This window comes from Xanthomonas sp. NCPPB 1638, assembly GCF_041475635.2.
Lineage (GTDB): Bacteria > Pseudomonadota > Gammaproteobacteria > Xanthomonadales > Xanthomonadaceae > Xanthomonas > Xanthomonas cucurbitae.
This window is the reverse complement of sequence record NZ_CM192984.1, coordinates 3,742,754-3,767,906: the sequence shown is the minus strand read 5'-3', so window position 1 is coordinate 3,767,906 and position 25,153 is coordinate 3,742,754. Positions and strand designations below refer to the sequence as shown.

Genomic DNA, 25,153 nt, shown 5'->3' with positions numbered 1-25,153 from the left:
AGGCCAGGGCGGACGCCGACAAGCGACTGGACGAGCTGCACCTGGACGCGTCGGCGCCAACCCCGTTGTACCTGCAGTTGGCCGGCAAGCTCACCGATGCCATCCGTGGCGGCCAGTGGAAGGCCGGCGAAGCGCTGCCGGCCGAGCGCCAGCTGTGCGAGCGCCTGCAGATCTCGCGGGTGACCCTGCGCCAGGCGGTGGACGTGCTGGTCGAACAAGGTCTGGTCTCGCGCCGGCAGGGCGCCGGTACCTTCGTCACCACCCAGATCCAGCACCAGCTCAGCGGCCTCACCAGTTTCAGCGAGACGCTGCGCATCAAGGGCTACGAGCCGGGCACGCGTTGGCTGGAGCGGCGCCTGCGTCCGGCGCATGGCGAAGAGATCCTGCGGCTGAGCCTGTCGCCGGATGCGTCGGTGGCCTCCCTGACGCGCCTGCGCAGCGCCGACGACCGCGTGATGGCCTACGAACATGCGGTGCTGCCGCAGCGCATCGTCGCCGACCCGCAACAGATAGGCGATTCGCTCTATAGCTATCTGGATGCGCAAGGCACCCCGGTGGTGCGCGCACTGCAGTACTTCCGCGCGATCAACCTGCCGGCGCGGCTGGCCGAACATCTGCGCATGAAAACCGGCGAGGCAATCCTGCACGTGGTACGCGTGGGCTACGCCCGCGACGGTAGCGCGATCGAATTGACCGACACGTATTGCCATAACGACTTCTACGACTTCGTCGCCGAACTGCGCCGCTGACGCCGACGGCATTCCTGCACGACACTTCCAGAGCCAGCCGATCCATGACTACTGCCAGGCCCGCAAACCCCGTTGTCTCGATCGCCATCGTCGGCGCGCTGTTCTTCATCATCGGCTTTTTCACCTGGATCAACGGGCCGCTGATTACCTTCGTGCGGCTGGCGTTCGATCTCAACGAGGTCAACGCCTTCCTGGTGCTGATGGTGTTCTACCTGTCGTACTTCTTCCTGGCGTTGCCGTCGTCGTGGATTCTCAAGCGCACCGGCATGAAGAAGGGCCTGGCGCTGAGCCTGGTGGTGATGGCGGTGGGCGCGGCGGGCTTCGGCCAGTTCGCCACCCAGCGCTGGTATCCGGGCGCGCTGGGCGGCTTGTTCGTGATCGGTAGCGGGCTGGCGTTGCTGCAGACCGCGATCAACCCCTACATCAGCATCCTCGGGCCGATCGAAAGCGCGGCGCGGCGCATCGCGCTGATGGGTATCTGCAACAAGATCGCCGGCATCCTGGCCCCGATCCTGATCGGTACGCTGGTGCTGCACGGTATCGGCGATCTGTCTGCGCAGGTGGCCAGCGCCGATGCCGCGACCAAGGAAACCTTGCTCACTGCATTCGCCGCCAAGATCCATGCGCCTTACCTGGTGATGTCCGGCGTGCTGCTGCTGTTGTCCACCGGCGTGCTGTTCTCGCCGCTGCCCGAACTCCGGGCTGCCGAGGCCAACGCCACGCCCGGCGCCAAGACCGGCAGGCAGAAGCACAGCATCTTCCAGTTTCCACACCTGTGGCTGGGCGTGCTGTGCCTGTTCGTCTACGTGGGCGTGGAGGTGATGGCCGGCGATGCCATCGGCACCTATGGCCATGGGTTCAACCTGCCGCTGGACAGCACCAAGCTGTTCACCTCCTACACCCTGGGCGCGATGCTGCTGGGCTATATCGCCGGGCTGGTGCTGATCCCCAACGTCATTTCGCAGGCGCGCTACCTGAGCGTGTCGGCGGTACTGGGCGTGCTGTTCTCGCTGGGTGCGTTGTTGACCCATGGCTACGTGTCGGTGGGCTTCGTTGCCGCGCTCGGGTTCGCCAACGCGATGATGTGGCCGGCGATCTTTCCGTTGGCCATTCGCGGGCTCGGCCGCTTCACCGAAATCGGCTCGGCGTTGCTGGTCATGGGCATTGCCGGCGGCGCGATCATTCCGCAGCTGTTCGCCATCCTCAAACAGCATTACGACTTCCAGGTCGTGTTCGCTGCGCTGATGGTGCCGTGCTATCTGTACATCCTGTTCTATTCGCTGCGCGGTCACCGTGTGGGCCTGCCGGCCCAGGCCAAGTGAGCGAAGCGGCATGATGCGTTCCGACGACCAAGGTACATCCATGCGCAGGCCCACCATCAAAGACGTCGCCGAGCGCGCCAAGGTCTCGCTGAAGACAGTGTCGCGCGTCATCAACAACGAGCCTTCGGTGATGCAGGCCACGCGCGCGCGCGTATTGCGCGCCATCGCCGATCTGGACTACGAGCCCGACCCGTCCGCGCGCAACCTGCGCAGCGGCACGCCGTTCGTGATCGGTCTGGTCTACGACAACCCCAACCCGTACCACATCATCGGCATCCAGAACGGCGTGCTTGCCGCCTGCCGTGAGACCGGCTTCGGCCTGCAGATCCATCCCTGCGATTCCACCTCGCCGCTGCTGGCCGAGGAACTGGCCGAATGGGTGCAGCGTTCGCGCCTGGCCGGCGTGGTGCTGACCGCGCCGATGTCCGAGCGCCCCGAACTGCTGGCCGGCCTGGCTGCACGCGGCATCAAGAGCGTGCGCATCATCGCGGCCACCGACGACCCGGGCGATGGTCACTGCGTGTATATCGACGACCGCGATGCGGCCTATGAGATCACCGAGCACCTGATCCAGCTCGGTCATCAGCGCATCGGTTTTCTCTGGGGCGGGCCGCAGCATCGTTCCAGCGGCGAGCGCTATGCCGGCTACGAGGCTGCGTTGAAGGACTATGGCATCCCGCTGGACAAGCATCTGGTGATTCCCGGTGACTACACGTTCGACGATGGGTTCCGTGGTGCGCGCCGGCTGCTGTCGCTGCGCGAACCGCCCACCGCCATCTTCGGCAGCAATGATGAAATCGCTGCCGGCGTGCTGGCCGCGGCCAAGTCCACCGGCATGAACGTGCCGTACCAGTTGTCGATCGCCGGCTTCGAAGACAGCCCGTTCTCGCGGCAGTCGTGGCCGACGCTGACCACCGCCAAGCAGGCTACCGACGACATCGCGCGGCATGCCGCACGCCTGCTCATCAGCCAGCTGCGCAGCGATGCCTACGACGACCAGCCCGCGCAACTGCAGAACCGCGGCTTCGTGCCGCAACTGGTGGTGCGCGGTTCCACCGCACCGGCGCAGACGCCGGCCAGCAAGTCCCTTCCTCCCGAATCCGCCTGAGTCCAGATGAGCCTCCCCCCAGAAACCGAGACCCTGATGTTCCGCGAGGCGGCGCAGACCGCCGACGTGGTGGCCGCACAGTTCGTGCGCAACGCCGGCACCATTGCCGCGCTGGCGCAGTCGCTGCGCGAGAACCCGCCGCCGTTCGTGGTGACCTGCGCACGCGGCAGTTCCGATCACGCGGCAACATATGCCAAGTACCTGTTCGAAACGCAGCTGGGCATCGTCACTGCCTCTGCATCGCCGTCGGTGGGCTCGGTGTATGTGGCGCCGCTGCAACTGCGTGGCGCGCTGTACATCGTGATCTCGCAATCGGGCAAGAGCCCGGACCTGTTGCGCAATGCCGAGGCCGCAAAGGCCGCCGGTGCGCGCGTGGTGGCGCTGGTCAACGTGGAGGATTCGCCGTTGGCGCAACTGGCCGAGGTGGTGATTCCGCTCGGCGCCGGCCCGGAAAAGAGCGTGGCGGCCACCAAGAGCTACCTCGCCTCGCTCGCGGCGGTGCTGCACCTGGGTGCCGTATGGAAGAACGATCCCGCACTGCTCGCCGCTGTGGATGCGTTGCCGCAACAACTGCGTAGCGCCTGGCAGGCGGATTGGTCGGCACTGACCACCGGTTTGACTCCCGCGCACAACCTGTTCGTGCTCGGCCGCGGCCTGGGCTTGGGCGCGGCGCAGGAGGCGGCGCTAAAATTCAAGGAAACCTGCGGCCTGCACGCCGAGGCGTACAGCTCGGCCGAGGTCAAGCACGGCCCGATGGCGTTGGTTGGCCCCGGCTTCCCGGTGCTGGTGTTCGCCCAGCCCGATGAAACCGGCGCAGGTACACGCGCACTGGCAGAAGAATTCCGCGCCCGCGGCGCCCAGGTATGGCTAGCCGCGCCCGATGGCGACCTGCCGCTGGCCGATGCCGCGCACCCGGCCTGCGCACCGCTGCTCACCGTGCAGAGCTTCTATCGCGCGATCAACGCATTGGCACTGCAGCGCGGCCATAACCCCGATCTGCCGCCGCATTTGAACAAGGTCACGGAAACCGTTTGAACATGGATGCTTCCCCGATTCAAGCGCTGTGCAATGCGCGCGTGTTGACCGATGACGGCTTGCAGGACGGCCTGGCCGTGCTGCTGGACGGTGCGCAGATTGAGGCAGTCGTGCCAGCCGACGATGCACGCGTGGCGCAGGCGCACGCGCGCGTGGACCTGGGCGGCGCCACCTTGCTGCCGGGCTTCATCGACATCCAGGTCAACGGCGGCGGCGGGGTGTTGTTCAACAACGCCCGCGATCCGCAGGCGCTGGCCACCATTGCCGCGGCCCACCGCCGCTTCGGTACCACCGGCCTGCTGCCGACGCTCATCAGCGACACCGCGCAGGTGATGGCCGAAGCGATCGAGGCCACCCGCGCTGCCATCGCGCACGGTGTGCCGGGCGTACTCGGCATCCATCTGGAAGGCCCTTATCTCAGCCCTGCACGCAAGGGCACGCACGACGCGCGCAAGTTCCGCGTGCCGGACGCGCATGAAATTGCGGTGGATACCTCGCTGGATAACGGCGTGACCCTGATTACGCTGGCGCCGGAGCGCGTGCCGCTGGACGACATTCGCGCCTTCGTGGCCGGCGGTGCGATCGTATTTGCCGGGCATACGGCTGCAACCTACGAGCAGGCGCGCGACGGCATTGCTGCCGGCGTGCGGGGTTTCACCCATGTCTATAACGCGATGTCGCAACTGGCCGGGCGCGAGCCCAATGCCGTGGGCGCCGCCCTGGAAGATCCCGACGTGTGGTGCGGCGTTATCGTCGATGGCGTGCACGTGCATCCGGCCAGCCTGCGTGTGGCGTTGGCGGCCAAGCCGCGCGGCAAGTTGCTGCTGGTGACCGACGCCATGCCGATGGTGGGCAGCGAGAGTGCCAGCTTCGATCTGTACGGCGAAACCATCACTGCCGTGGATGGCGTGGTGCGCAATGCCGACGGCGCTCTTGCTGGCTCGGCGCTGGACATGGCTACCGCCGTGCGCAACAGCGTGCGCTGGCTGGGCGTGGACCTGGCTGAAGCCGCACGCATGGCGTCCACGTATCCGGCGCAATGCATCGGCCTGGGCGAACGCCTGGGCCGCATCGCACCCGGCTACCAGGCCGACCTGGTGCTGGTGGATGCCGATGTGCAGGTGTTGAACACCTGGGTCGCCGGCCAGCGCGAGTGAGAGCGAGACAGTCCGCCGGCATCGCCGGCGGGCGCGGCGAATCGGCGAAGGCGAGCGGCGGACTCGCGCAGGCATCTCACACCCTGCTGACTCTACGCCGCGCAGTGCAACATTTCGCTGCGCAGCCTGCTCGCGTCACGCGGCGTGGCGCAATGGTCTGCATGCGTGGCCGCTGCGAATGCGACACGGATCACGTTGTCATCCCATTATCGACAGCAACCGTACCCTATCCCGCATAAAACCAGGCAGTTGATGACCATTGGTTGACAGTGCCACTGGCGGAAGGCACCTTCGCTGATAACGTTGTCAGCGAACAGGAGCTTGTTCCTGTCGATCACATCATTGCCAGCCGACCATGCGTCGGTCTGGCAGCTCGATCTGCGCGCAGAACGTGCGTGCGGGTCACCGCTCGCAATCCGGCGCAGGGGACGGATTGCAGCACCACGCGCGCCGCGCTCCAGTGCAGCCCATCGGTTGCGGCCTGACGTACTCGCCACGAGGTCAATGCAATGCTGTTTCCCCGCCTGTTTTCGTTATCTGTCGATGCAATCCGCATGACTGTTGCGCAGCCAATCGCTGCGATCGCCGGCTCGATGCAGGGGGTTGGCGCGCCATCGCACACGGGTGTGCGCAGGCAACCGCCGCAACGCACGCCACTGGGCGCGGCGGTCCGCGCCCTGCTGATCGGTGGCACCGCGATGAGCGGCGCGTTGGTGCTTCCCGCGTCTGCGCAGCAGCAGTCGGCACCAGCGCCCGCACCAGCACCGCCTGCACCGGCCGCTGCACAACAACAGCCGCCAGCCAATCCTTCGGTCGCCACGCTGGACGAGATCAAGGTGGTGGGCTACCAGGCCAGCCTGGGCAAGGCGCTCAACGTCAAGCGCAATGCCGATGCGATCGTGGATGCGATCAGCGCCGAGGATATCGGCAAGTTTCCCGACACCAACGTGGCCGAATCCTTGTCGCGGCTGTCCGGCATTACCGTGGATCGCCAATTTGGCGAAGGCGAGAAAGTCAGCATCCTCGGGACCGACCCGGCACTCAATCGCGTGCTGCTCAACGGCCAGACCATTGCCTCCACCAGCTGGGGCGGCGATCCCAACGACCCGGATAGCCGTTCGTTCAACTACAGCACGCTGGCACCGGAAGTGGTCGGTCTGATGGAGGTCTACAAGACCCCCGAGGCGCGCATCGACGAAGGCTCCATCGGCGGTACCGTGATCGTGCACACGCGCAAGCCACTGGAACTCGATCGCAACACGCTCACTGGTACCGTGAGCTACGGTTACAACGATCGCTCCGAGGAGGGCAAGCCGAACGCCTCCGCACTCTACAGCTGGAAGAACCAGGACGAGACCTTCGGCGTGTTGACCTCGGTGATGCGGTCCCAGCGCGTGCTGCGCCGCGAAGGCGTGGAGATCTTCGGTTACGACGATGTCGCCGGCGCCGCGTTTCCGCCTGCGGTGGTCGGCAACAACACCGGTGTGTTTCCCACCTCGATCAACACCGCGCTGTTCCAGCAGACGCGCAAACGCGATGGCATCAGCGCTGCGCTGCAGTGGAAGCCCGATGCCGACTTCGAACTCAACCTGACCGGTCTGTACGTCACCGAGAATTTCGACAACTACAACCAAAGCCGCTACGGCTACTGGGGATCCAACCCCGGCGATGCACAGGCGCTGGGTTTCGAAAACGGCGTGGCCACCTCCGGTACCTTCGGTGATCAGTCCACCACGTTCCTGGATGGCTACCTGCGCAACAGCGATGTCAGCACCGGCAGCATCCACCTGCGCGCCGACTGGCATGGCGACGGCTGGAACGCTTCCAGCCAGGTCGGCTACACCAGCTCGCAGGGCGGCGCCGAGCGTATCTACGGCATCCAGTTCCGCAACCTGGCCGGCTACAGCTACACCATCGACGGGCGCCGCACTGCGATGGACTACACCACCGAGCCTACCAACGCCGCGGCGATGCAGCTCAACAATGCCTCGGCCAGCCATAGCCCGCAGTACGACAAGGAGCGTTACCTGCAGCTGGATTTCGACCATGCCGTGGAGTGGGGCCCGTTCACGCAACTGCTCACCGGCATCAAGCTGACCAATCATGCCACCGGGCAGTCGTCCTACAGCCGCACCTGGGCGCCGAACGATGGCAGCACGCTGGTGGATTTTTCGCCAGGTACCACGCCATCCGGCTACCTGGACGGCCTGTCCACCAGCGCCGACATGCAGCGCTGGTCCACCATCGGGCGCGGTGCGATCAGCCGCTACATCGGTGGCCTGGAAGGCGATGCCGGGCTGCCGATCAGCTATGCAGGCAACTACAGCATCGAGGAGCAGAACCGCGCCTGGTTCCTGCAGGGCAACTTCTCCGGCGAGCGCTATCGCGGCAACATCGGCGTGCGCTATGTGCACACCCGCGATTCCACCGATGGCTTCAGCTATGCGCCAGGCGGCAGCTACACGCCGGTCAACTTTCTCAGCAGCTACGGCAAATGGCTGCCGGCCTTCAACATCGCCTACGACCTGCGCGACGATCTGATGCTGCGTTTCGCCGCCTCCAAGGTCATCGCACGGCCGCGCTATACCAACATGACCCCGTATGTGGCTACCGACGACACCACCTTGACCGCCTCCACCGGCAACCCCGGCCTGCGCCCGTACGAGTCCACCAACCTGGGTGCGTCGCTGGAATGGTACTTCGACGACAGCAGCCTGCTCAGCGCCGAGTTCTTCTCGCGCGATATCTCCAACTACATCCTCACCACCGTGCAGGACCGGGTGTTCTTCAACAACGCCACGGGTGGGTCGAGCACCTACCAGACCTCGGTCCCCACCAATGCCGGCGATGCCAAGGTGCAGGGGGTGGCGCTCAACCTGCAGCACAATTTCGGGAATGGCTTCGGTGTGGTGGCCAACTACACCTATTCCGACGCCAATACCGACGGCGACTACAGCCTGCCGTACAACTCGCGCAACGCCTACAACATCAGCCCGTACTACGAGCAGGGCAAGTGGAGTGCGCGGGTGAACCTGGGCTGGCGTTCGGAATACTTCACCCAGATCGGCCGGCTCAACGGCCAGCAGATGACCGATGCCTTCACCCAGGTCGATGCCTCGTTCGGCTACCAGGCCACCGAGCGGCTGCGCGTGGCGCTGGAAGCCACCAACCTGCTGGACGAAACCTACTTCAGCTACATCGGCAACAAGAACCAGCCGTACTACCTCTACAAGAATGGCCGGTCGTTCATGCTGAGCCTGAATTTCAAGCTATAACTGCGAGTGAGCGGCTGCGTGATGCAGCCGCTACGGCGGACTGCTCAAGCCCGTTGCGTAGTGCCCTCGTGAGTGCCTGGATCGTCGCCAGCACGCACGGCCGCAATCGCGGCAATGCGGGCTTTCGCCAAGGCCTCGCCGATCTGCGGGCCTTGCAGACCTTCGGCGGCCAGGTCGCGTGCATGGATGGCCAGCGCAGCGGCGTGCAGGCGCTTGAGCTGTTCGCCTTGCGGGTACGCGGCTTCTGCGCTGCCCAGCCGCCCACGTTTGTCGGCTTCGCACACCAGCGCCAGCTGCGCGATGCGCTCCGGCCGACGGAAGCCGTCGCAACGCACCAGCAGCGCGTGCACGGTGCTGTTGCGCAGTTCGGGCAGGCGATGCACGTTGAGATGTTCGCGACAGGCGGTGACGGCCAACTGGCGATAGTCCTGCGGAATCTTGAGCCGTTCGCACAGCGCCTGCAGCGGCGCCACGCCGCGCTGTTCATGCATCAGGTGGCGGGGCCATTGCTCCGGTGGCGTCAACGCCTTGCCCAGATCATGGGTGAGCGCGGCAAAGCCGATCAGCGCATCACCCGGCGCCAGCCGCGCGGCCATGTCGCTGACCATTTCCTGGTGGATGCCGGTGTCCACTTCCGGATGAAAATCGGCGCGTTGCGGTACGCCGTACAGCGCATCGATTTCGGGCAGGATGCTGCGCAGCGCATCGGTGTCGTGCAGGGTGCGCAAGAAGGCCGATGGCCGGGCACAGCCCAGCGCACGGCGCAGCTCCTGCCAGACGCGTTCGGGCACCAGGCTGTCCAGCTCGCCGCTGGCCGCCATCTGGCGCATCAGCGTTGCCGTTTCCGGTGCGAGCGTGAACCCCAACGGCGCCAATCGCGCCATGAAACGCGCCGCACGTAGCACGCGCACGGGGTCTTCGACGAAGGCCGGGCCAACGTGCCGCAGCACGCGCGCCTGCAGATCGCGCGCACCGCCATACGGGTCTACCAGTTCGCCACTGTCGTCGTCGCGGGCAATCGCATTGATGGTGAAGTCACGCCGCAGCAGATCTTCTTCCAGCGTCACCGACGGGTCGGCATCCACCACGAAGCCGCGATAGCCCCGGCCCGATTTGCGCTCGGTGCGTGCCAGCGCGTACTCCTCGCCGCTGCGTGGGTGCAGGAAGACCGGGAAATCCTTGCCAACCGGCTTGAATCCCTGGGCCTGCATCTGCGCCTGATCGGCACCGACCACCACCCAATCGCGGTCGCCGGCCGGCTGGCCGAGCAGGGAATCGCGGACAGCGCCGCCCACCAGATAGATCTTCATGGACACATGATGCCCGATGCGGTGCGCCAGGCGAGACGCCACACGCGCTTGTTGGCGAATGTGCCGGCCCAACGCGCCAGCAGCCGCTGTGTGTGCACCACCCGCCGCGTTTCACACGACCACCGACCAACAGTCCGGTGCGGTGTCCTCGCCGGTTGCGGGACCCTTGGCGGCATGGATGCCGCCACGGAGCCTCCAGGGACGGATTCACGGCGTGTCCCGCAAGCGGTGAGGGCACCGCGCCCTCGATGCCCAAGCGTTTGACTGGACGAAGCGACGCAACACGCCTGGCTCCTGGCTTCAACGTTCCAAGCCTTTCAGAGTACCGACAGACGCGTATCACAGAGGCATCGCGCAAGCGCACAAGCACGACCGGTGTATCAGGCGGCCATGCTCGTTGCGTCTGACCGAGGCTCAGTCCTGCGCAGCGTTGTTGGCAGCCTGGCCTGGCGCGCACACCGGACGGTTGCGCTTGTCCACCAGCTTGCCCATCAGCCGGTCGCTTAGCGGCAGCACGTCGCCATTGAGCCGCCAGTCGTAGATCACGCTGAAGGCCAGCACACGCGCGACATAGTCGCGGGTTTCCTTGTAGCTGATGGTTTCGATCCAGAAATCCGGCTCGAAGTTCGGCCGCTGCGATTGCCAGCGGCCGGTCGGGCCAGGGCCGGCGTTGTAGGCGGCGATGGTGAGATAGGGCAGCCCATAGGTGTTGAGCAACTGACGCAGGTAGGCCGTGCCGATGGCGATGTTGGTGTCCGGCTCGTACAGGCTGGTGGCACCCGCATAGCCGGGCAGGGCGATGCCCTTGGCCACGGCCGCGCCGGTGCCGGGCAATACCTGCATCAGGCCCATGGCATTGGCCGGCGAACGCGCGCGTGGGTTGAAGATGCTTTCGGCGCGGATCTCCGCAGCCACCCAGGCCGGGTCGATCGCATTCTTGGCGGCCTCACGGCGAATGCTGTCGTCGTGGTGCAGCGGAAAGCGCAGCGTATACAGGCGCTGTTCGTCCGGCTGCTTGCCGAGCGCAAACACCGCGCGGTCGAACCAGCCATTGTCACTGGCGACCTCCACGGCAAGCCGGCGCTGGGTATCGTCGAAGCGGCTGGCGGCATCGTTCCATTCGGCCACCGCCCAGCCGGGGCGATCGATCTGGAACAGGGCAATCGCGCGGCCCAATGCCGGGTCGCGCGCTACCGCCGCCTTGGCCTGTGGACTGTCCTTGGGTTCCCACGGGCAGATGCGGTAGGGCTGTTGCAGGCGGTCGGCAGCCAGAAAACCGTGGAAGGTGGGCGATTGTGCGGCGGCGCGATACAGCGCTTGCGCGGCTTCTGCCGAGCCGGTCTTTTCGGCCAGGCGCGCTTCGAAATACTGCCAGCGCGAATCGGCCCGTTGGCTTGCCGGCATCTTGCGGATTGCCGCCAGCGCCGCCGGCCAATCGCCGCGCGCCATCGCTTCGCGCGCGCGCCATTCGTGCAGGCGTTCGTCGTAGTCGGCGTCGGGCACTGCGTCGAGCCGGCGTGCCGAATCCGGCAGGTACGAGGCCACCGTCCATAGCGCGATCTGGTATAGCACCTGTCCACGCTGCGTATCGTTGAAGCCGAGTGCGCTGGCCAGTTGCGGCAGCTGTTGTTCGGCCGCATCCGGGTCGCTCTTGGCGAGCTTGGCCAGGCCATCGGCCGCAATGCGGCGGCTGCGCTCGGTCTTGGGCCAATCCAGTGCACGCGGGTGGACCTTGTCGAGAAAGGCCGCGTAATCGGTTGCCAGTGCCAGATCAGCCGCCGGCAAGCCGCGCGCCGCAGCACGCATCACCGCAGGCAGCTGCGCATCGGCGGCCGCTTCCACCCGTTCCCAGCGCAGTGCTGGTGTCAGATCGCCGCGCGCTTCCAGTGTGGCAACCACTGGGTCGCACGCATCAGGCAGTGCCTTGCCGTTGCGCCACAGCGCGAGTGCATCGCGGCTCCACTGCGCATCCAGCTTGCCGGTGGCCTGGCGTGCGCTGAGCTGCGCGCACCGCAGGCCAAGGTTCTCGGTGGGCTTCCAATTGGCCAGCAGGGTAGTCCAGTCCTGCCGACGCGCCACTGCCGGCAGCCAGCTGCTACGGAAGCTTTCGGCCACCGCCTGGCCGGCATAGCGCTGCAGAAATCCTTGCGCCTGCGCGTTGGACACCGTGTCGATACTGCGCTTGAGCGTGGCCAATTCCAGCCAGCCGTATAGCGGATGGCGGCTCAACGCGGTGAGCTGGGCGGGGTCGGACTGGCCGCGCTCGGCAGCGGCGATCGCATCGCGCATGGCAGTCAACTGTGGATCGAGGCTTTGCGCGTGCAGCGCAGTGCTGCCAAGCCACAGCAGGCCAGCGAGGAGAGTGGCGAAACGCGGGAAAGAAGTCATCGCGTGATGATACCGAAGCAGGGCTGAGCGCTTGGGTGAACATGCGCTGCGCCATGGCGCGGGCGTGTTGCAACGATGCGCAACGCCCGCGCGGTGGCCAACCGGTGATGCGCGCGCCTCAGGCGTTGCCAGGCGGGAGCCCTCAGTGCGACGCCGATCGCAGTGCTGCACTGCCAGATTGCAGCGCGTTAAGCTTTCGTTTAAAACTCGGGACGGACCGCAGGGCACGGGGGCGTGCGGGCACTTTGAAGAATCCTTCTGGAGAGAGAAAGGATGAAGCGTCTGATCCGTCCATCACGGTCATGCCTGGCCGTGCAGTTTTCGTTGTGCCTGATTCCCACACTCGCCTGGGCGCAACAGCCCGACGCCGCTCCCGCCACGCGCACGCTCGACAGCGTGCAGGTCACCGGTACCCGCATCAAGACTGCAGAGCTGCAAGGCCAGGTGCCGATCCAGACGCTCAATCGCGCCGACATCGAACGTACCGGCCTCACCTCGATCGGCGAGGTGCTGCAGGAACTCACCGCCTCCGGTTCTGCACTCAACGCCAAGTTCAACTCGTCCGGCAACTTCGGCTTCCCGCCCGACGGTAGCGGCGTGGGCGCGGGCTCGGCGCAGGTGGATCTGCGCCATCTCGGCGCCAAGCGGGTGCTGGTGCTGGTCGATGGCATCCGCTGGGTCAATGAATCCTCCGCCTCTGGCGTGGGTTCCTCGACCGACCTCAACACCATTCCACTGGCCATCGTCGAACGCATCGAGGTGCTCGAAGACGGCGCCTCGTCGTTGTACGGGTCCGATGCGATTGCCGGTGTGGTCAATATCATCACCCGGCGCAAATTCGACGGCGCGCAGGTCACGCTGAACTACGGCCAGTACGGCAAGGGCGACGGCACCAACCAGGGCATGGATCTGGCCTGGGGCACCAGTGGCGAGAATTTCAGCCTGTTCCTGGGCGCCAGCTACGTGAAACAGGAGCCGATCTACGCCCGCGATCGCGCGCAGTCGCGCTTCCCGATTCCCGGCACCGGGCTGACCTTCGGTAGCTCGGCCACCCCGGATGGACGCTTCCAGTTTTTCGACCCCAATACCGGCGCACGCCAGAATCTCACCCCGAACGCGGGCGTGGGCACGCCGCGTTACGATGGCAGCGCCGGCTGCACGCGCAGCGACGATTACCACTGCTTTGGTACCGCAGACCGCTACAACTTTGCCGAACAGAATCTGCTGCTCACCCCGTCCGAGCGCAAGGGCGTGTTCGCACAATTCCGGTATGACGTCAGCGACGACGTGCAGTGGTACGTCAAGGCCTTGGGCAACCGGCGCGAATCGACCAACCAGGCCGCGCCGGAGCCGATCTTCCTCGGCCCGGATGCCGGCACCGGCAATCCGCTGGCCGACACTATCGTGATTTCGGGGCGTAACCCGTTCAATCCATTCGGCTTCGACCTGGACTCGGCCACCAACCTGATCCAGATCGGCCGGCGCCCGGTGGAAGGTGGGCCGCGCCGGTACGAGCAGCAAGTGGATACGCAGTATGTCGGTACCGGGCTGGTGGGCATGTTCGAAGGCGATGCGCGGACCTGGTATTGGGACGTCAACGGCATGTACAGCAAGAACAAGGCCGAACAGACCAACTATGGCAGCTACAACCTGTTCAATATCAATCTGGCGCTGGGCGACCCGGCCGCCTGCGCGGCGGTGGCCGGTTGCGTGCCGCTGGATATCTTCAGCGGCGCGGGCAGCATCACTCCGGACATGCTGCGCTGGATCCAGCCGGTGGTGCGCGACCGCAGCCAGAACGAGTTGAGCCTGTTCACCGCCAACCTCAGCAGCGAGCTGTTCCAACTGCCTGGTGGCGCGGTGTCGTTCGCCACCGGCTATGAATATCGCAAGTATGAAGGCTCGTATCAGCCCGATCCGCTCACCGTGGCCGGCCGCTACAACGGCGTCCCGTCGTTGCCGACCGCCGGCAGCTATGACGTCAACGAGGCCTATCTCGAACTCAATATCCCGATCTTCGCCAACTCCTCGCTGGGCGACAAACTCGATCTGAATATCGCTGGCCGCTATTCGGATTACTCCACCTTCGGCGGCGAGTTCACGCCCAAATACGGCCTGCGTTGGCAGGTGACCGACGAACTGGTGTTACGCACCAGCTATGCCGAGGGCTTCCGCGCACCGACCATCGGCGAGCTGTTCGGTTCGGCCGCGCGCGCCGACCTGCAATTGTCCGATCCCTGCTCGATCGGCCTGGGTGGTACCGCGCCGCGCGGCAGTGCCGCCAATTGCGCCGCACTGGGCGTACCGGGCGGCTACCAGCAGGCGAACCAGCAGATCTCCGTCACCACCGGTGGCAACGAGCAACTGGACCCGGAGCGTTCGCGCAGCTTCAGTGCCGGCATGGTCTTCAGCCCGGGCTTTGCCAGCAATGCCAGCTGGTCGGATCGGCTCGACATGGAAGTGACCTTCTATCGCCACCATGTGGATGGCGCGATCCAGGCGATCAATGCGCAGACGCAGCTGGATCTGTGCGTGGATACATTGGATGCGTTGTACTGCAATGGCATCGGGCGCGCCTCCACCGGCGGCATCAATGCCTTCAACAACCGCCTGACCAACCTGGGCTCGATCAAGACCGACGGGTGGGACGTGGACCTGTTCTGGACGCTGCCGGAAAGTGCGCTCGGCCGCTTCAAGCTGTCGTGGCAGAACACCTTCGTGGGCCGTTACGAGGCGCTGGGCGCGGCCGGGCAGCGGCAACCGCAAGGGCCGGGCATCGAGGTGGTCGACAGCGCCATCCCCGAGTGGACCAGCAATGCGGTGCTGGACTGGTCGCTGGGCAACTGGACGGCCTCGTGGACGGCGCGCCACATCTCCAAACTCACCGAGCAGTGCGGCGATGCGGTCGAATTTGCGGTCTGTGGCAACCCGACCGAAGGCACCAACCAACTGGATGCGATCACGTATCACGACGCACAGGTGGGCTATCGCGTCGATTGGCTCAAGGGCCTGCAACTCACCGCCGGCTTGAACAACGTGTTCGACAAGGACCCGCCGATCTGCCTGTCGTGTTCACTCAATGGCTATGACGCCTCCACCTACGACATTCCGGGTGGACGCTTCTGGTATGTGCGGGCGGACCTGAAGTTCTAGGGCGGCTAGACGCTGCGTGGTTCTTCAGTGAGAACCACGCAGGCTGATTGGGTAACCGCGGCGCGCTGGAGGTGTTTTGGTCGCATTGCACCTGGTCATGACGGGCAATGCGCAGGTGCCGGTTGCCTGCGCATCACCGGCGCGGTGCCTGCACGCGAGCCGGTGACGACGACGGTTTCAGCGCAGCTCTCCCGGCCGATAGTCCGGCAAGGCGATGCTGTTGGAATCGCGCGCAAAACGGTTGTTGATGAGGCGTCGGACAAACGGTGTACCTGCCAGGCGCATCGCACTGCGCAACAGCGCCAGCCCGATCGTGGTATGCGGCCAGAGCAGGCGAGGGACGATCTTGGGAACGTTCTGCCCCTCTTTGACGAACGGGCGCATGATCCGTTCGTAGTGCGCAAACGCTTGCGTCGGTGTGCTGGCCTGTGCAAGTTCGCCTGCCAGTACATAGCTGCCGACCATCGCCAGCGTCGTGCCGATACCCGACAGCGATGTGGGGCACCACGCGGCGTCGCCGGTCAACACCACCCGGCCTGCCGACCATCGCGGCATGCGGACCTGCCGCAGCACCTCGAAGTAAAGGGTCTTCGCGGATCACTGTGGGTGCAATCGAGCATTTTCGGGTAGCGCGGGCAGGAAGCTGGCGATGATCTTGAGCCTCAGGAACTCCTCGTCGCGATAGCCGTAGGCGCTGCGCTGGATGACCCGGATCTTGTTGTTGAGCCCTTCCACCAGGCCGAGGCTGACCTTGTTCTCCGGCCTGCAGTACGCCGCGATGCCGTCCCAGTGCCGCTCGATCATCCCCACGAACGTCTGGTAGGGCACAAGCCGCTGCCAGCGCAGACTCTGCTTCCAGCGCTCGAAGAACTCCCGTGCACCTCGCTCGGTGCGGTAGCTCCACAGCTGCCCGAAGGACTCTTTCAGCAGGTACGCCGTGTTCAGACGTTTGTTGGCCGCCAGCAACTTGGCGAGCGCCTTTCGACCGTCCAGGGTAAGGTTTTCGCGATTGCTCAGCAGGGTGTAACGCTGGCCCTTGATGTAACTGCGATCCTGGCCTTGAAGGCGCTTGTACTCGTCGCGCCGCACCTGATCGAGCGCGTCGGACAGGTGGCGCATGATGTGGAATTTGTCGAACACGATGCTGGCGTTGGGCGCGTTCTTGCCCACCGAGTTGCGAAACGGCCGCCACATGTCCATCACCGCCACGTCGATGCCGGCGCTACGTTTTGGGCCCAATTCGGCGAAGAACTGGTCGATGTCCGCCTCGGTGCGCCCACTGCCGCCGAACCAGATCGGTCGGCCGCGCTCCAGATCGCTGACCACAACGCGGTAGTCATGGCCCTTGTGGATCGCGATCTCGTCGATGCCGATGGCGCGCGGCGCCGGCGTCCCCGCCCGGCGCACCTGCTCGGCCATGTACAGCTTGGACAGCTCCTTGACCGTGCTGTCGTGCAGGCGCTCCAGCTCAGCCACGGCCTTGTGCGTCATGCTCCGGCACAGATTGCCCACATGCAGGGCGAATCGCTCGGTGTAGCGCGGATTCTTGGCCAGCCAGTCCAGCCGCTCTACGTGCACGCCGCCGCACCCCGGGCAATCGACCCGCCAGCGCTCAAACTCCACGAACAGCATCCAGCCGGCCGCCCGCAAGTCGCGGGCGCGGCACAGGCGCTTGTCGTAGCGGCTGCGACACCGATGGCCACAGTTGGAACACACGGCCGTTTTTTTCGGCGCCGCAAGGTCACGATCCGCGCCTTCGGGGCGCCGAACACGCCCTTGAGCGTGGACTCCGCCGCGAAGCCAGGGAAGGAAAACAACTCACTCAGCCGACGGCCCGTTTTCATGCAGAACACCGCGTCAAGAAGTCAGCACAGGATGTACCACCTTCTGGGACGGTGGAAAGGGCCTGTTTCCAAGGCTCAACGCAGATTCAGGGGCCTCAAGGCACCCACACGAATCCGCGATGAGCCGAAGTAAAAATCGTCGACATCCTTCATCGCGTCGAGGATGCGTGGGAATTCCCATCCATCGTTGGCAAATTGCGCTTGCATATAGCGCCGTTGCCGCTCCAGGCTCCATGTGTTCTCGCCTTCGGGCCGCTTCTGCAGGCCCAGATAGGCGCCCAGCTTGCCGTCCAGCGCGGGTTTCAACGTCGCGCCGCGCCCGCCCACCGTGTTGTATTGCCTGGCATAGGCACTGTCGTGCGCGCGTCGGGGGATGCTGAAATACGCGATGGTCATGTCCATCCAGTACGGCACGTTCGCGCCGGGAAACACCAGCTCACGCGTGTGCGCACCCACGCCTTCGGCAACCACGACAGCGTCGTAGCGTGCGCAGCGGCCGCTGTGGAAGGTGATGTCGACGCCGTCCGGGTCCTGGGCGATGTCGCAAATGCTGTCGCCGAAACGATAGGGCACGCGCGCGCGGGTGGCGTCGTACAGGATGCGCGCAAGGTCGCCACGACGGATTTCCAGGTCGGCAGTGGGCCCGCTGTCGGTCTCGGATTCGGCGGCCTTGAAGCGCGCAATGACCCGATTGTCTTCGCTGACCCAATCGGTACCGAGCTCCTTGGTGCTGCGTTCGAATGCACGCGCTTCCAGGCCCATGCGGCGCAGCACCTCGCGGGCATTGCCGCGGACGTCGACGTTCTGGCCGCCATCGCGAAATTCCGGCGCGCGTTCGACCACCTCGACCTCCACCCCGTGGGCGTCAAGCCACCAGGCCGCAGTGGTCCCGGCGACGCTGGCGCCGCTGATGAGAATCCGACGGGACATGATGCCGCTCCTGCAGTGAATATACATCACGCATGATACATAAATATCATGCGTGATCCTATTGCCCTGCGGCGGATTCCAGGTTGGCGATCAGGCGGCCAAGCAACACGGTCAGCAGCCCGGCTTCTTCGCTGGAAAATCCCGAGACGCCAACGGCATTGAAGTGAAGCAGCGCGGTGCGCCCGGTGGCGGCAGCCTCTTTGCCTGCATCGGTCAGCCGAACCGTGGCGGCACGTTTATCGCTGGACATCGCCTGGCGCGCAATCAGGCCCATCGCTTCGAGCTTGTCCAGCAGTGCGGCCATTGCAGGCTGCTTCACGGCGGAGTCGCGCACCAGGTCCCGCTGCAGCATGGGGCCTTTCCACGACAGCAACAGCAACGGCCCGATCAGCGCAAGTGTCAGCCCATGTTCTCGCAGCCGTGCGTCGACACTGCGGTTGAAGACGCGCGCGGCGTGGTTTGCCAGATAGCCGGGCGCGATGGCGGCTTCCGGGTGGATGTCCGAGTTCATGCGCGCAGCATAGCCCACGCGTGTGGGATGTGGCGCCGCGCCACTGGCGCCATCGTGCGGCACAACACCGGAGTTGGCACGCACTGGCAACGCGCATCTTGCAACGTTGGCGCAGCGCCTTTGATGGGCTGCGGCGTGATGCGCGACACCTTGGTGCGTTGCGCATCCGCGGCCCTTACGCGTGGCCGATCGTCATCGGCGCACCGGTGCATCGCCGGCGATGTGGTAATCAGCCGTGCTACGCGGCAAGGGCGTACGCCCGCGCATGCGGTCGGCGATCTTCTCGGCGATCATGATGGTGGTGGCGTTGAGGTTGCCGGTGATGATGCGCGGCATGATCGAGGCGTCGATGACACGCAAGCCTTCCATGCCATGCACGCGGCCTTGTCCATCCACCACGGCCATGTCGTCGGTGCCCATCGCACACGAGCACGATGGGTGATACGCGGTTTCTGCACGCGACCGCACGAATGCGTCCAGCTCGGCGTCGGTCTTGCAATCGGCGCTGGGACTGATCTCGCGGCCGCGATATGCATCGAGCGCGGGCTGGGCAATGATCTCGCGCGTGATGCGGATGGCATCGCGAAATTCCTGCCAGTCCTGATCGGTGGATTGGTAGTTGAACAGGATGGATGGATGCTGGTGCGGGTCGCGTGATTTGGCATGCACGCGCCCGCGGCTGGGCGTACGCATCGAGCCGACGTGCGCCTGGAAGCCGTGCTCCTTCACCGCGTTGCTGCCGTTGTAGTTGATCGCCACCGGCAGGAAGTGGTACTGGATGTTGGGCCAGTCGAACTCATCGCGCGTGCGGATGAAACCACCGGCTTCGAACTGGTTGCTGGCGCCGGTGCCGGTGCCGGCGAACAGCCACTGCGCGCCGATCGCCGGCTGGTTCCACCATTGCAGTGCCGGATACAGCGACACCGGCTTGGTACAGGCGTACTGGATATACACCTCCAGGTGATCCTGCAGGTTCTGGCCAACGCCGGGCAAGTCGTGCACCAGTTGCACATCCAATGCGCGCAGCAACTCCGGCGCGCCCACACCGGAGCGCTGCAACAGCTGCGGCGAGGCGATGGCACCCGCACACACCAGCACTTCGCGGCGCGCATGCGCATCGATCCCCTGGCTGTTGTTGCCCACCAGATAATGCACGCCAATCGCCCGCTTGCCGGCAAACAGGATGCGGTCGGTGGTGGCATGGGTGACGATGTGCAGGCCATCGCGCGGGCGGGCGATGTCCAGGTAACCGCGCGCAGTGCTGGCGCGTCGCCCGCGCGGTGTCACCGTGCGGTCCATCGGCCCGAAGCCTTCCTGCTGGTAGCCATTGAGATCGTCGGTGCGCGGGTAGCCCGCCTGTACGCCTGCCTCGACCATGGCATGGAACAGCACGTTGTTGTCGTTGTGCGGCGTGGCCACGCTCACCGGGCCGTCGCCGCCGTGATAGTCGTTGGCACCGATGTCGCGCGTCTCGGCCTTGCGGAAATAGGGCAGGACATCGCGGTAGCTCCAGTCCTCCAGGCCCGGCCGTTTGGCCCAGTGATCGAAATCCAGCGCGTTGCCGCGGATGTAGCACATGCCGTTGATGAGCGACGAACCGCCCAGGCCCTTGCCACGCCCACACTCCATCCGGCGGTGATCCATATGCGGTTCCGGCTCGGTTTCATAGGCCCAGTTATAGCGGCGGCCCTGCAGCGGGAACGCCAGCGCGGCTGGCATCTGGGTCCGGAAATCCAGCCGGTAGTCCGGTCCACCCGCCTCGAGCAGCAGCACGGTGACACCCGGATCTTCGGTCAAGCGTGCCGCCAGCACGTTGCCGGCCGATCCGGCGCCGATGATGATGTAGTCGTATTCGCGTTGCATGGTGATCTCCTGATGCGTGTGCAGTGCAGCGGCGGCCAGGGCGCGGCGCAGTGTCGGGATGGACGTGGACACGGCGTGGCCACGCGCTGCGTGTGGTCTGCGTGAGGCAGTCGAGAAACGACTGCAACACGGGTCAGCCGCGATCAAAACACCGATGCGTAGCGTTCCAGTTCGACCTGGACCGATTTGGTGCGCGTGTATGCCTGCAAGGTGGCCAGGCCGTTTTCGCGGCCGACGCCCGATTGCTTGTAGCCGCCCACCGGCATTTGCGCGGGCGATTCGCCCCAGGTGTTGATCCAGCAGATACCCGCTTCCAGGCGATGGATCAGCCGGTGCGCACGCGCCAGATCCGGCGTGACCACGCCAGCTGCCAGGCCATAGGTGGTGGCATTGGCACGCGTCACCGCTTCATCTTCGTCGTCGTAGGTGAGCAGGCTCAACACCGGCCCGAAGATCTCCTCGCGCACGATGACCATCGCATCCGTGCAATCGCTGAAGATGGTCGGCGCCACGTAATAGCCCTGTGCCAGTGCGCCGTCGCGTAGCCGCTGCCCACCGCAGAGCAGGCGTGCCCCTTCGGCCTTGCCCTGTTCGATGTAGTCCAGCACACGCCGCATGTGCGCGGCGCTGACCAATGGGCCGAAGGTGGTGCGCGCATCGAGCGGGTCGCCGATATGGATGCGCTGCACGCGCGCCAACAGGCGCGCCTCGAATGCGCTGCGCAGCGCGCGCGGCACGAAGACGCGGGTACCGTTGGTGCACACCTGCCCGGAGCTGTAGAAGTTGGCCATCATCGCGATGTCGGCAGCCAGGTCCAGATCCGCATCGGCGCAGACGATCAACGGTGACTTGCCGCCCAGTTCCATGGTGACGTCCTTCAGCGACGAGCTGGACGCACTGGCCATCACCTTGCGCCCGGTGGCGGTGCCGCCGGTAAAGCTGATCTTCTCGATCTGCGGATGTTCGGTGAGCGCGGTGCCCACGCTGGCGCCGTCGCCGGGCAGTACGTTGAACACGCCATCGGGCAGGCCGGCTTCGGTGAACAGTTCGGCCAGTTTGAGCGCGGTGAGCGGCGTCACCTCGCTGGGCTTGAAGATCATCGCATTGCCGGCAGCCAGTGCCGGCGCCGCCTTCCACAACGCAATCTGGATCGGGTAGTTCCACGCGCCGATCGCACCGACCACGCCCAGCGGCTCATGCCGGGTATAGAAGAAGCTGCCTTCGCGCAGTGGCACCTGCACGCCCTGCAATGCCTGCGCGACGCCGGCGTAGTACTCCAGCACATCGGCGCCGGTCACCACGTCCACGCTGCGGGTTTCGCTCAGTGGCTTGCCGGTGTTGAGCGTTTCCAGTTCGGCCAGGGCATCGTTGCGTTCGCGCAATAGCGCCACTGCACGCAGCAGGATGCGCGAGCGTTCCACCGTGGTCAGTGCGGCCCATTGCCGCTGGCCCGCCTTGGCGCTGTCGACCGCCGCATCCAGATCCTCGGCACCAGCATTGTGCACGTTGGCCAGTACCTCGCCGGTCGCCGGATTGACTACCTCGAAGGTATGGCCGCCGCGGGCGGGAACGTAGCGGCCGCCGATGTAGAGCAGCTGGTCGGGAAAACGTGGCATGACAAACCTCCTGTGGGACGCACGCTGCAGCCATGCACCTTCAGCGCGTGAGGTGCAGGAACTGCAGGTGACGCTCGTATTGATCGATGATGTCGTTGATGATCTGTTCGCGGCTGTAGCCAACCAGGTCGTAGTCCTGGCTGCCTTCGTACAGATACACCTCGGCGCGGTAGTAGCGCTGATTGCGGAAGCGCTGCGCGGCGAAGGACGGGGTGAGATAGCCGCGCATCACCACTTGGTAGCGGAAGCCTTGCTGCTCGCCGTGATCGACACTGATTTCCATGTCGCCATCGTCCAGCCGGCTGCTGACCTTCCAGCCTTCTTCCTGCAGCTGGGCGGTCACCGCATCGATGGCCGGGCGCACCTGGTCGTGCATGAAGCGATAGACCTCATCGCGCGCCGGGAAGTGCATCGCCTGGCCCAGCCGCTGCCGCCAGCCGCCGTGATGACGCGATTGCCCGATCAACGGGCTGGGACTATGCAGCTGGGCGCGCTTGCGCTGCGATTCTTCACCGAGCGCGCGCGACAATCCCCAGGCCATCAGCAGCAGCACTGCAGAAAACGGCAACGAGGCCAGCACCACCGCCGACTTGAGTGCGTCCATGCTGCCGGCCAGCAGCAGGCCGGCGGTGACCACGGCGGTGAGCACGCCCCAGAACACGCGCAGCCAGCGCGGGCCGTCGTCGTGCGGTTCACCGCCATGCGACGACAACGTGGACAGCACTACCGTGCCGGAGTCGGCAGAGGTGACGAAAAACACGAAGCTGATCGCCACCGTCACGGTGATGACGGCGCGGCTCCACGGGTAGCTCTGCAGCAGCGAATACAGCACCGTCTGTGGTGCGTCGATGGCCTGCTGCGCCCAGGCCGCCTGGCCATGATGCAGCAGCTGGTCCAATGCGCTGTTGCCGAAGATCGACAGCCACGCCAAGGTGAAGCCCAGCGGGATCAGCAGCACGCCCAGCACGAATTCGCGGATGGTGCGCCCGCGTGAGATACGTGCGATGAACAGGCCCACGAACGGTGCCCAGCCGATCCACCAGGCCCAATAGAACACTGTCCAGTTGCCGAGCCAATCGGCGCGTCCGCCGTAGGCGTAGACATCGAAGCTCTTGCCGACCACGCTACCCAGATAGTCGCCCAGGTTCTGCATCAGGGCGTTGAGCAGGTACTGGGTGGGGCCGGCGAACAGCATGAACAACAGCAGCGCGATCGCCAGCAGCATGTTGATGTCCGACATCCAGCGCACGCCTTTTTCAACGCCCGAGACCGCCACCACGATCGCCGCGCCCATCATCGCCACGATCAAGGCCACCTGCACCCAGTGTGCATGCGGGATCTCGATCAAGCTGCTCAGCCCGGCGTTGAGGTGCAGCACGCCAAAGCCCATGTCCGCGCCCAGGCCGAACACGGTCGCCACGATGCCCAGCGCATCCACGGTGTAGCCAATGGGGCCGTTGATGCGCTTGCCGATCAACGGATACAGCGCTGAGCGCAGGGCCAGCGGCAGGTTATGCCGGAACGCGAAGTACGCCAGCGCCATCGCCGCCAGCGCAAATACGCCCCAGCCATGCAGCCCCCAATGCAGGAACAACAGTTGCATCGCCTGGCGCGCGGACGCCTCGCCATTGCCGGTGCCGCCCTGCGGTGGTTGCAGGTAATGGGTCAGCGGTTCGGAGACGCAGAAGAAGAACAGCGTGATGCTGATGCCGGCGGCGAACAGCATGCCAGCCCAGGAGAGGTAGCTGAATTCCGGTTCGTCGTGATCGGCGCCCAGCTTGATGTTGCCGTAGCTGGACAGGGCAGTGCCGAGCACGAAGACCAGGTACAGCGTCATCGCCAGCAGGTAGTACCAGCCCACGTTGCGCGAGGCCCAGGTCTGCGCATGCAGCAGCACACTGCCGGCTTCGAGCGGGAACAACGCCACCAGCAACGCGAAGGTGCAGACCACCGTTGCCGCCAGCAGGAACACCGGCCGCAGCGTGCGCACTGGCAACCGCGTCGGTTCAACTGCACTCATGCCGACGCACTCATACGCTGCGTGTCACGGGATGTGCTCCCAACAAAAAACCGCCTGCGTTATCGCACAGGCGGTGTCGAGGGGGTGTCATCGGTCGAGTTCGCCGATGCGATGGGGTCGGCAATTTGCGTGCGCTAGCGCAACAGCTGCAGCGGAACGCGCACATCCATGCCGACCGCCAGGTGATCGGAAAAGGCGGCGGGGATGGCTTCGGTATGTTCGATCACCAGGCTGTCGCTGACCAGGATGTGGTCGATGGCGCGATCCGGCCGCCAGCTGGGAAAGGTGTGCACCACGCAGCCCGGTGGCTGCAAGCGGGTGTGGCGGTACAGGGCCTGCATTTCCGGCCGGTCGGCCACGCAGTTGAAGTCGCCCATCAACATCACGTTGGGATGCTCGGACAACAGTTCGGCGATGAAGGCCAGCTGCGCCATGCGCGAATTGGCGCCCAGCGACAGGTGTGCCACCGCCACGGCCAGGCCATCGCGGCCCTTTCCGAACTTGGCCAGCAGGATGCCGCGCCCGCCGATGCGGCCGGGCAGGGCATGGTCCTGCACGTCCAGCGGTTCCAGCTTGCTCAGCAGGCCGTTCGCGCTGGAGGCCACCCCGCCCATGCGGCGGTTGGGCTGATGGCTCCAATAGTGGAAGCCGGCGCGCTCTGCCAGGTAATGGGTCTGGTTGGTGAAGCCCGAGCGCAGGCTGCCCGGATCGGCTTCCTGCAAGCCGACGATGTCGCGCTCGCCCGCCAGCTTGGCGATGCTGTCCAGGCTGGTGCGCTTGCTGCCCAGCGGCAAGGCGTGCGACCAGCTGCGGGTCACGTAGTCGCTGTAGCGGCGGGTGCTGGAGCCGGCCTGGATATTGGCGGTCAGCAC

At 65.4% G+C, this 25,153-nt stretch carries 16 protein-coding genes and 1 pseudogene; 7 read left to right on the top strand and 10 right to left on the bottom strand.

What is annotated here, in order from left to right; all coding sequences use genetic code 11:
* The first annotated feature begins 26 nt into the window (after positions 1 to 26).
* From ACCQ13_RS16265 to ACCQ13_RS16240, 6 genes are all read left to right on the top strand, one after another.
* Positions 27 to 749, top strand: a complete 723-nt coding sequence (locus tag ACCQ13_RS16265; RefSeq protein WP_208800708.1) for a GntR family transcriptional regulator — start codon at positions 27 to 29, stop codon at positions 747 to 749.
* A 44-nt stretch (positions 750 to 793) separates the two neighbouring features.
* A complete protein-coding gene (locus ACCQ13_RS16260) occupies positions 794 to 2,071 on the top strand; it encodes a sugar MFS transporter (RefSeq protein ID WP_104602411.1) in 1,278 nt (425 codons plus the stop codon).
* 40 nt (positions 2,072 to 2,111) lie between these two features.
* Positions 2,112 to 3,179 carry a LacI family DNA-binding transcriptional regulator gene (locus ACCQ13_RS16255; protein ID WP_104602498.1) on the top strand — a complete coding sequence of 356 codons (1,068 nt, stop codon included), beginning with the start codon at positions 2,112 to 2,114 and terminating at the stop codon, positions 3,177 to 3,179.
* Between the two features lie 6 nt (positions 3,180 to 3,185).
* Positions 3,186 to 4,214 carry an SIS domain-containing protein gene (locus tag ACCQ13_RS16250; RefSeq protein WP_104602410.1) on the top strand — a complete coding sequence of 343 codons (1,029 nt, stop codon included), beginning with the start codon at positions 3,186 to 3,188 and terminating at the stop codon, positions 4,212 to 4,214.
* Positions 4,215 to 4,216: 2 nt separating this feature from the next.
* Entirely contained in the window at positions 4,217 to 5,371 is a 1,155-nt protein-coding gene (gene nagA / locus ACCQ13_RS16245; RefSeq protein ID WP_104602409.1) for an N-acetylglucosamine-6-phosphate deacetylase, read from the top strand.
* Positions 5,372 to 5,964: 593 nt separating this feature from the next.
* Positions 5,965 to 8,646 (top strand): TonB-dependent receptor, encoded by a 2,682-nt coding sequence (locus tag ACCQ13_RS16240; protein WP_208800706.1) that lies wholly within the window; start codon positions 5,965 to 5,967, stop codon positions 8,644 to 8,646.
* Between the two features lie 44 nt (positions 8,647 to 8,690).
* Here the strand turns inward: ACCQ13_RS16240 and ACCQ13_RS16235 are convergent, their stop codons facing one another.
* Both ACCQ13_RS16235 and ACCQ13_RS16230 read right to left on the bottom strand, forming a co-directional pair.
* Positions 8,691 to 9,956, bottom strand: a complete 1,266-nt coding sequence (locus tag ACCQ13_RS16235; RefSeq protein ID WP_159407561.1) for a multifunctional CCA addition/repair protein — start codon at positions 9,954 to 9,956, stop codon at positions 8,691 to 8,693.
* A 414-nt stretch (positions 9,957 to 10,370) separates the two neighbouring features.
* Positions 10,371 to 12,344 carry a transglycosylase SLT domain-containing protein gene (locus ACCQ13_RS16230; RefSeq protein ID WP_104602407.1) on the bottom strand — a complete coding sequence of 658 codons (1,974 nt, stop codon included), beginning with the start codon at positions 12,342 to 12,344 and terminating at the stop codon, positions 10,371 to 10,373.
* A gap of 273 nt (positions 12,345 to 12,617) precedes the next feature.
* Between ACCQ13_RS16230 and ACCQ13_RS16225 the strand changes: the two genes are divergently transcribed.
* Entirely contained in the window at positions 12,618 to 15,497 is a 2,880-nt protein-coding gene (locus ACCQ13_RS16225) for a TonB-dependent receptor (RefSeq protein WP_159407560.1), read from the top strand.
* Between the two features lie 177 nt (positions 15,498 to 15,674).
* On the opposite strand, the pseudogene ACCQ13_RS16220 reads toward ACCQ13_RS16225, so the two are convergent.
* The 8 genes and pseudogenes from ACCQ13_RS16220 to ACCQ13_RS16185 all read right to left on the bottom strand — a co-directional run.
* Positions 15,675 to 16,079: pseudogene (locus tag ACCQ13_RS16220) on the bottom strand (FAD-dependent monooxygenase); the annotation flags it as partial.
* Positions 16,080 to 16,094: 15 nt separating this feature from the next.
* Positions 16,095 to 17,213, bottom strand: coding sequence for an ISL3 family transposase (locus ACCQ13_RS16215; protein ID WP_159406496.1), 1,119 nt, complete (start codon positions 17,211 to 17,213; stop codon positions 16,095 to 16,097).
* Between the two features lie 203 nt (positions 17,214 to 17,416).
* Positions 17,417 to 18,271, bottom strand: a complete 855-nt coding sequence (locus ACCQ13_RS16210) for an FAD-dependent monooxygenase (protein WP_223214360.1) — start codon at positions 18,269 to 18,271, stop codon at positions 17,417 to 17,419.
* A gap of 58 nt (positions 18,272 to 18,329) precedes the next feature.
* A complete protein-coding gene (locus tag ACCQ13_RS16205) occupies positions 18,330 to 18,782 on the bottom strand; it encodes a MarR family winged helix-turn-helix transcriptional regulator (protein ID WP_159408021.1) in 453 nt (150 codons plus the stop codon).
* A gap of 192 nt (positions 18,783 to 18,974) precedes the next feature.
* Complete coding sequence (betA, locus tag ACCQ13_RS16200) at positions 18,975 to 20,645, bottom strand: choline dehydrogenase (protein ID WP_159408020.1); 1,671 nt, start codon at positions 20,643 to 20,645, stop codon at positions 18,975 to 18,977.
* A 143-nt stretch (positions 20,646 to 20,788) separates the two neighbouring features.
* Complete coding sequence (gene betB, locus ACCQ13_RS16195; protein ID WP_159407559.1) at positions 20,789 to 22,261, bottom strand: betaine-aldehyde dehydrogenase; 1,473 nt, start codon at positions 22,259 to 22,261, stop codon at positions 20,789 to 20,791.
* Between the two features lie 40 nt (positions 22,262 to 22,301).
* Positions 22,302 to 24,281 (bottom strand): choline BCCT transporter BetT, encoded by a 1,980-nt coding sequence (gene betT, locus ACCQ13_RS16190; protein WP_104602404.1) that lies wholly within the window; start codon positions 24,279 to 24,281, stop codon positions 22,302 to 22,304.
* Positions 24,282 to 24,415: 134 nt separating this feature from the next.
* Entirely contained in the window at positions 24,416 to 25,153 is a 738-nt protein-coding gene (locus ACCQ13_RS16185; RefSeq protein ID WP_104602493.1) for an endonuclease/exonuclease/phosphatase family protein, read from the bottom strand.